This window comes from Micromonospora sp. M42, from assembly GCF_000568915.1.
In the GTDB taxonomy this organism is placed as follows: domain Bacteria; phylum Actinomycetota; class Actinomycetes; order Mycobacteriales; family Micromonosporaceae; genus Micromonospora; species Micromonospora chalcea.
This window is the reverse complement of record NZ_KK037233.1, coordinates 2105302-2112398: the sequence shown is the minus strand read 5'-3', so window position 1 is coordinate 2112398 and position 7097 is coordinate 2105302. Positions and strand designations below refer to the sequence as shown.

Below are 7097 nucleotides of genomic sequence, written 5' to 3'. Positions count from 1 at the left end.
GACCCGCCGCCGCCGGCGCAGCCGCCGCCCCCGGCGCATGATGTCGTCGAGGTCCAGACCACCGGCCCGCTCGGTCGCCCGCATGGCCCGGCGCAGCTCGTCCATCTCGGTCACCGGCACGTCTCCTGCGGTCGGGGCGCGGACAGGCCGGCGGTACGCAGCTTCTCCAGCGCCCGGGACGAGGTGCTCTTGACGGTGCCGACGGACACGTCGAGTTCGCGGGCCACCTGGGCCTCCGGCAGGTCGAAGTAGTGACGCAGGACGACGACGGCGCGTTCCCGCGCGGTGAGCGTGCCGAGCGCGGTGACCAGCCACCGCCGCGTCGCCACCTCCTCGGCCAGGTCGCCGCCGCTTCGCTCCGGGAGGTCGTCGCTCGGGTACTCGCGGATCGGCCGCCGCCAGGTGTCGACGAGGTGGTTCACCAGCACCGACCGGGCGTAGCCGTACGGGTCGCCGTTGCGGATCCGGGACCAGGACGCGTACGTGCGCACGAGCGCGGTCTGGGCGGCATCCTCGGCGTGGTGGTGGTTGCCGGTCATGAGGAAGGCGGCGTGCGTCAGCCGCCCGGAGCACGCCCGCGCGAACTCGACGAACTCCGCGTCACCCCGGGCCATGCCGGTCCTCTGCACCTCTCACCCCGGTAGGGACGTGCGGGCAGCGGAAAAGGTTGAGTCCCCGCCGCACCAACTTTCGCGACGGATCACCCGTCCTCATCCCCGTGCCCCCGACCGGGCACCGAGGGGAGACGAGATGACCAGGACCGTGGACCGGACACGCGGTGGCGCGGCGGTGATCGCGCTGGGGTGGCGCTGGCCGGCTGCACACCGGCAGTGGCCGACCAGCCCGCAGCCACGCCGTCCGAGCCGGCCGGGCCGTCCGCTGCCGCGCCGGCCGCGTCGGCGGCGGCGCCCGTCCGGCCCCGGCCGGCGCGGATCGGCTATCCCGCCGAGGGCGGCAACCGGTGGCGGTTCGCCGCCGCCGAGCCGGCCACCACAGGGGGTACGGGCCGGCTGCTGCGCTACCGGGTGGCGGTGGAGCGCGACATCACGGGTCTGCCAGCGGCCGACTTCGGGGCGCAGGTCACCGGCATCCTCGCCGGCCCGGGTGGCTGGACGACCGACGGGCGGATCGCCCTGCGTCGCGTCGGCGCCGACGGGCCCGCCGACTTCACCGTCTACCTCGCGACCCCCGGTACGCGCGACGACCTGTGCGGGGACGGGCTGGACCGGTACACGTCCTGCCGCAACGGGGACCGGGTCGTGGTGAATGTGGCCCGCTGGGTGCTCGGCGCGCCCGCGTACGGCAGCGACCTCGCCGCGTACCGCCGGTACGTGGTCAACCACGAGGTCGGCCACCGCCTGGGTCACGGGCACGAGCGCTGCCCGGGGCGGGGCCGCCCGGCGCCGGTGATGCAGCAGCAGACGCTCGGCCTGCACGGCTGCACCCCGAACCCGCTGCCGTTCCTGCGTGGCGAGCGGTACGCGGGCCGCTCCGGCGTGTACGACGACCGCCTGCCCCCGCCCGAGGGCGGCCGGCCGGGCTGAGGTCCGGGTCCGCGCGGCCGGGCACGCGCAGCCCGGCCGCGCAGGCGGACCCACGCCGGCGCTCAGAACAGCGTGGCCGGGCCGACCGGCTCCGGCTCCGGCAACGGCGCGAGCCCGGGCACCCGCTCGCGGACCTGGTCGTGGAAGCGGCGGGCCAGCTCGGGCGCGTCCGCGTTGTCCGGTGTGTGCACGAACACCGTCGGCGAGCGGCCCTCCCGCAGCCAGCCGGTGACCACGTCCAGCCACGGCTGCCAGCCCTCGACCGTGCGGGCCGGGTCGTCGCGGCCCAGGTAGCGCACGATCGGCCGGTCGGTCAGCGCCCGGGTACGCAGCGGCAGGCGCGGTTTGCGCGTCCACGCCTCCCGCTCCGCGTCGCTGGTGGGCGGCGTACGGAAGAACGCGGTGGTGTCGAACGGCACCCACTCCGCGCCGTGCCGGTGCAGCGTGGCCTCCAGCGCGCGTACCGCGCCGGCCTCGGTGAAGAAGGCGGGGTGGCGGACCTCGACGGCGTACCTGTGGGTGTCGGGCAGCGTGCGCAGGAACCGGTCGAGGTCGGGCACGTCGCCGGGGCTGAACGAGCCGGGCAGCTGGATCCAGAGCGCGTCCGCCCGGGGCCCGAGCGGCTCCATCGCGTGCAGGAACGCGCGCAGCGCTGCCTCGCCGCCGGTGAGCCGGTGCTCGTGCGTCACCGCCTTCGGCAGCTTCGGCAGGAAACGGAAGGCCGGGCCGGTCTGCTCGGCCCAGGACGCCACCGTCTCCCGGGCCGGGGTCGCGTAGAACGTGGTGTTGCCCTCCACGGCGTCGCACCACCCGGCGTACGCGCGCAGCCGCTCGTGCGCGGGCAGCGGATGCGGCAGGAAGCGGCCGGACCAGGACCTGTGCGTCCACATGGCACAGCCGACGTGCAGGCGCAGCCCGGTCACCGGTAGGGCCAGCTCGTCGAGTCGCCGCGCAGCGCCGCCTCCCGGTTCCACTTCCGGGTGAAGTACAGCGCGAGGCAGCCGAGCCCGGCGAGCACCGGGGCGAGCAGCATGAGCAGCAGTCCGGCGCCGAGCCGGAACCGGTCGCTCTGGATGCCCTCGGCGGTGGTCAGCGCGAACGCCTCCGCGCCGGCGCCGGTGCAGCTCACGAAGTCGGTGCCCATCCAGGCGATGCCGTCGGTGGCCAGCACCGGAGTGAACTGCCGCGGGTCGCCGCGGTCGCGCATCACCGCCGCGGTCCCCTCGGGCCGGGCCCCGGTCAGCTCGCTGGTCCGCTGCTCGCCGGTGGAGTAGACCCGGCTCTTCGCGGTGCACCGCACGGTGGCGGGGTCGACTGTGGCCGGGGTGGCGAGGATCAGGATGTTGCCGGGGCGTACGCCGGTGTCCCGCACCTTGATCTCGGCGCCGGGGGCGAACTCGGCGGCGGCGGAGAAGGTCGACGCGGCCGCGAACGGACCCGTCTGGGTCAGCAGGGCGAGGCCGAGGAACCCGGCCAGCAGGAACCCGCCCGCGCCGACGAAGATCCACATGGCGACCACGGCGCGGAAGCGCCGCACGAGCGGGCTCACCGGACGCGGTCCATGTCGCAGGCGCCGTCGGTGACCTGCCCCGGGTCGGAGGAGTACACGCTGCGCTTGGCGTCCGGCACGGACAGCTGCACGCAGAGCGCCGACGCGTCGTTGTCGGTGACGAACGTGACGACGCCGACGCCGTCGTAGTCCCCGACCGACAGGTCGCTCACGCCCCGGGGGAACTGCCCGGTCTCCTGCTTGACGGACACGGCCTCGCGCATCGCGTCGCGGAGGTAGGTCTCGGGATCGGTGCCGGCATCCCCGCCGCAGGCGGCGAGCGAGAGAACCCCTGTCGCCAGCGCCGCCGTCAGACCGGTCCTTCTCCGTCGCATCCGTCCTCCTCGCGCTCGCGCCACGGCGGGCCGGGGCCGCCCGGTCGCCGCGACCACGGTAGCCGGGCCGGTCAGCGACGTCGGATCGGGCCGCGTCAGGGCCGCTCCACCCGTACCGGGTCGCCGCGCACGAGGTCGTCGTGGATCCGCCAGCGGGCGTCGACGCCCGCGCGCCGGGCCGCGTCGTCGTCGGCGGCGATCCGCTGCCGCAGCAGCTCGACCGCGATCCGGCGGTTGAGGTGCAGGTGCCGTTCGGTGTCCACCACCACGGTCCGGCCGGACGGGCGGTGCGTGGCCCGGACGGCGGTGCTGGCCTTGTTGCGGTGCTGACCGCCCGGCCCGCCGGTGCGGCACGGCACGAACTGGACGTCCGCCTCGTGGAACGGCGTGACCACAACGTCGGTCCGGCACGGGCGCGCGGTGACGTACCAGTTCTTGCGCCCGTGGCCGGTCCGGTACGGGCTGGGCGCCTGCCAGCAGAGCGTGCCGGTCCACCCGGCCGCGAACGCCTCAGCCCCGGCGCCGGTGATCCGGACCAGCACCGACCGGTAGGTGCCGGCCCGGTCGCCGGTCACCGTCTCGACCCGCGCGGTATGCAGGCCCCGCCGGGCCGCCTCGGCCTCCAGGCGGGACAGCAGCCGGGCCAGCGCCCACGCGCACTCGGCGGGTCCGCGCCCGGCGGACAGCAGCAGCTCGGTCACCGGCGGCCCTTGCGGCCCACGTCCGGCGTCTTGTAGGTGACGAGCGGAACCGTCGTGGTGACCGGCGTGGCGAGGTCGTGCGTCACCAGGTCGCCGACGACCTGCTCGATGCGCTTGTACGCGGTGGGCGCCTCCTAACAGCAACTGCCGGTCGCCGCACACCACGATCGAGCCGACCGGCGTACGCCGCAGTTCCTCGACGGTGTGCTTGGCCCGGCCCCGGCGCAGCGCGTCGGCGCGCGACACCTTGCGCCCGGCGCCGTGCGCCACCGAGTAGCCGGCGTCCGGCCCGGCGTGCGCGGCCACCAGATAGGAGGGCGTGCCACGGGTGCCGGCGATCAGCACGTCCCGCCCGTCACCCGGCGTCGCGCCCTTGCGGTGCAGGTATTCTTTTCGTCGCGGATCTCGACCAGGTTGTGGCACTGGTCGACGACCGGCTCGGTGGGTTCGGCGCCGAGCGCGTACGCGACCCGCGCGGCCAGCAGCCGCCGGTTGAGCGACCCCCACCGCACGGCCGCGTCGTGCCGGGCCAGGTAGGCGTCCGGGTCGGGCGCGGGACCGGCGCCGTGCGTCTCGGTGTGCTCGCGCAGGATCCGTTCGCCCAGCCCGCGCGAGCCGGAGTGCACCACGAGCACCAGGTCACCGGCGTCCAGCCCGAGCCGCGTGGCGTGCTCCGCCGCGAGGATCGGCCCGACGCGGGCCAGTTCGACGAAGTGGTTGCCGCGCCCGACGGTGCCGAGCCCGTCGAGGTGCCCGGCCGGGATGTCGCCGTCCAGCACCGACCACGCCGGGTCGTCGGCGTCCGGGTCGAGCGCCCGATCCAGGTCGGGGAACCGGGCCGCGAGCCGTTCCGGTACGACCCGGCGCAGCGCTATTGGGAACACCGCGATGCCGCACCCGATGTCGGAGCCGACGAGGAACGGATACAGCACGGTCGAGGACATCGCGGCGCCGATCGGCGCGCCCTTGCCGGGGTGCAGGTCGGGCATGGCGGCGACGTGCGCCATGCCGTCCAGGGCGGCGACCTGACGGCACTGGTCGAGCGCGGCGGACTCGATCCAGCTGCCGGGGGAGGAGAAGACGGAGACGGTGGCGGGCACGACGGCCCGCCCGGAGGGGTACGCGGACACAGACGCTCGTTTCTGCGGAAAGAGAGAGGCCGGGGAACGGCAGGCGGCGAGGAGGGGCCTGCGGGCGGGGTGTGATCCGTCAGAACGTCATGCCGCTCAGCCTCGCGGAGGTGGCGCGGGCGGGCAACCGACTTTCCCGGCGACCCGTGAGGCGTGCGCGTCGACATCACCCCACCCGATCCATAGACTCCGGTCGTTCTGGTACCACGAGTCCAGGGAGGACCACCGTGTCGAGCGAAACCCGAACGCACGCCGCATTACCCCTGCTGGCCCGCCTCGCCGGGGTGAGCGTGGCCGCCGCGACGATCGTCGCCGCCGCTGGTGTCGCCGCGACCGCGGCGCCCGCCGCCGACCCGGCGCCGACGAAGGGGCCGTGCGCGTACACGCCCACGCCGGACGAGCCGGCCGCCCGTCCGGTGTCGCTGCCGCCGGACCCGCGCCGCACGCCGGACCGGGGCACCGTGCGGGTCACGCTGCGCACCAACCAGGGGCCGATCGGGTTGACGCTGGACCGCGAGCAGGCGCCGTGCACGGTGCAGAGCTTCCTGCACCTGGTCCGCAAGCGCTTCTACGACCGGACGCCCTGCCACCGGCTCACCGCGTACCCGACGCTGACCGTGCTGCAGTGCGGCGACCCGTCCGGCACCGGCGAGGGCGGCCCGGGCTACCGCTACCGCGACGAGCTGCCCACCGACCTGCCGCCCGCGCCGACCGACCCGACCGGCGTACGCCGCCTGTACGCGCGCGGCACGCTGGCCATGGCCAACGCCGGCCCGGACACCAACGGCAGCCAGTTCTTCCTGGTCCAGGCCGACTCGGCGCTGCGCCCCAACTACACGGTGTTCGGTCAGGTCGACGCGGCCGGGCTGGCCACGCTGGACCGCATCTCGGCCGGCGGCATCGCGCCCACCCCGGAGGACCCGGCGCCGGTCGACGGCGCCCCGGCGGTGCCGGTGGAGATCTGCCGCGCCAAGCAGGGCCGCTGACGTGACTGCCCGGCGGGACGGCTGACGAGGCCGCCCGCCGGGCCCGCGTCGCCGCCGGTAGCCTGCGGCGATGACGCATGAGCGGGAGATCACCGAGCCGGTTGACCTGTGCCGGCCGGACGGGCGGCTGAACCCGGACGCGGTCGGCTGGAGCCGCCGGCCGCTGCACCGGGCGAACCTGCGCGGCTGGGGCCGGGCCAAGCGGTGGGAGCACTGGGGCGTGGTCACCCCGACGCACATCCTCGGCCTGGTCGCGTCGTCACTGGACTACGCCGGGGTGCAGAGCCTCTACCTGCTCGACCGGAGAAACGGCCGGGAGACCACGGCGGAGGCGGTGGTGCCGTTCGCCCGGGGCACCGTGCTGCCGCCGGTCAGCGGCGACGGCCCGGTCCGGGCCCGCGGCGGGAACCTCACCATCGCCGTGGACCAGGGCCCCGACGGCAGTACGCTGCGCGCCAGCGCGCCCGGCATCGAGGTGGACCTGACCGTGCCGTTGCCGCCCGGCCACGAGTCGCTCGGCGTGGTGGTGCCGTGGAGCACCCGCCGGTTCCAGTACACGGTCAAGGACATCGGCCGTCCGGTGCACGGCACGATCACCGTGGACGGCACGGCGTACCCGGTGGGGGAGGGGTCGTACGCGGCGCTCGACCACGGCCGGGGCAAGTGGCGGTACGCGGTGCGGTGGAACTGGGCGGCCGGCAGCGGTCCGGGCCGGTCGATCCAGCTCGGCGGCAAGTGGACCGACGGCACCGGCTCGACCGAGAACGCGGTCTTCGTCGACGGGCGGCTGCACAAGATCGGCGCGGACCTGACCTGGGAGTACGACCGCGCCGACTGGCTGCGGCCGTGGCG

The 7097-nt window shown here is 75.4% G+C and carries 8 protein-coding genes and 1 pseudogene; 3 read left to right on the top strand and 6 right to left on the bottom strand.

The genetic code is table 11. The features are described from left to right. Positions 1-110: 110 nt before the first annotated feature. Positions 111-629: a SigE family RNA polymerase sigma factor gene (locus MCBG_RS09510; RefSeq protein WP_223201141.1), complete on the bottom strand. Its 519-nt coding sequence runs from the start codon at positions 627-629 to the stop codon at positions 111-113. A gap of 174 nt (positions 630-803) precedes the next feature. Here MCBG_RS09510 and MCBG_RS09505 point away from each other — a divergent pair, with 174 nt between their 5' ends. After that, positions 804-1544 (top strand): DUF3152 domain-containing protein, encoded by a 741-nt coding sequence (locus MCBG_RS09505; RefSeq protein ID WP_157560776.1) that lies wholly within the window; start codon positions 804-806, stop codon positions 1542-1544. Between the two features lie 62 nt (positions 1545-1606). On the opposite strand, the gene MCBG_RS09500 is transcribed toward MCBG_RS09505, so the two are convergent. The 5 genes and pseudogenes from MCBG_RS09500 to MCBG_RS09480 all read right to left on the bottom strand — a co-directional run. After that, on the bottom strand, positions 1607-2434 hold the full coding sequence (locus MCBG_RS09500) for a DUF72 domain-containing protein (protein WP_198033342.1): 828 nt from the start codon (positions 2432-2434) through the stop codon (positions 1607-1609). A gap of 29 nt (positions 2435-2463) precedes the next feature. After that, positions 2464-3093 carry a hypothetical protein gene (locus tag MCBG_RS09495; protein WP_043325144.1) on the bottom strand — a complete coding sequence of 210 codons (630 nt, stop codon included), beginning with the start codon at positions 3091-3093 and terminating at the stop codon, positions 2464-2466. After that, complete coding sequence (locus MCBG_RS09490) at positions 3090-3428, bottom strand: hypothetical protein (RefSeq protein ID WP_116962586.1); 339 nt, start codon at positions 3426-3428, stop codon at positions 3090-3092. Before MCBG_RS09490 ends, MCBG_RS09495 begins: the two co-directional genes overlap by 4 nt. A 95-nt stretch (positions 3429-3523) precedes the next feature. Then, entirely contained in the window at positions 3524-4129 is a 606-nt protein-coding gene (prfH, locus tag MCBG_RS09485) for a peptide chain release factor H (RefSeq protein WP_043325142.1), read from the bottom strand. A gap of 14 nt (positions 4130-4143) precedes the next feature. After that, positions 4144-5229: pseudogene (locus MCBG_RS09480) on the bottom strand (RNA ligase RtcB family protein); the annotation flags it as partial. Positions 5230-5486: 257 nt separating this feature from the next. On the opposite strand from MCBG_RS09480, the gene MCBG_RS09475 reads away from it, so the two are divergent. Together MCBG_RS09475 and MCBG_RS09470 are read left to right on the top strand one after the other, a co-directional pair. Next, a complete protein-coding gene (locus MCBG_RS09475; protein ID WP_043325141.1) occupies positions 5487-6245 on the top strand; it encodes a peptidylprolyl isomerase in 759 nt (252 codons plus the stop codon). 70 nt (positions 6246-6315) lie between these two features. After that, positions 6316-7097, top strand: a 782-nt coding sequence (locus MCBG_RS09470; protein WP_043330392.1) for a DUF2804 domain-containing protein, incomplete at its 3' end; no start/stop codon positions are given.

Coding starts and splice junctions, on each gene's coding strand:
- MCBG_RS09500 (WP_198033342.1), bottom strand. CDS start 2,434: ATGTGGACGCACAGGTCCTGGTCCGGCCGCTTCCTGCCGCATCCGCTG.
- MCBG_RS09490 (WP_116962586.1), bottom strand. CDS start 3,428: ATGCGACGGAGAAGGACCGGTCTGACGGCGGCGCTGGCGACAGGGGTT.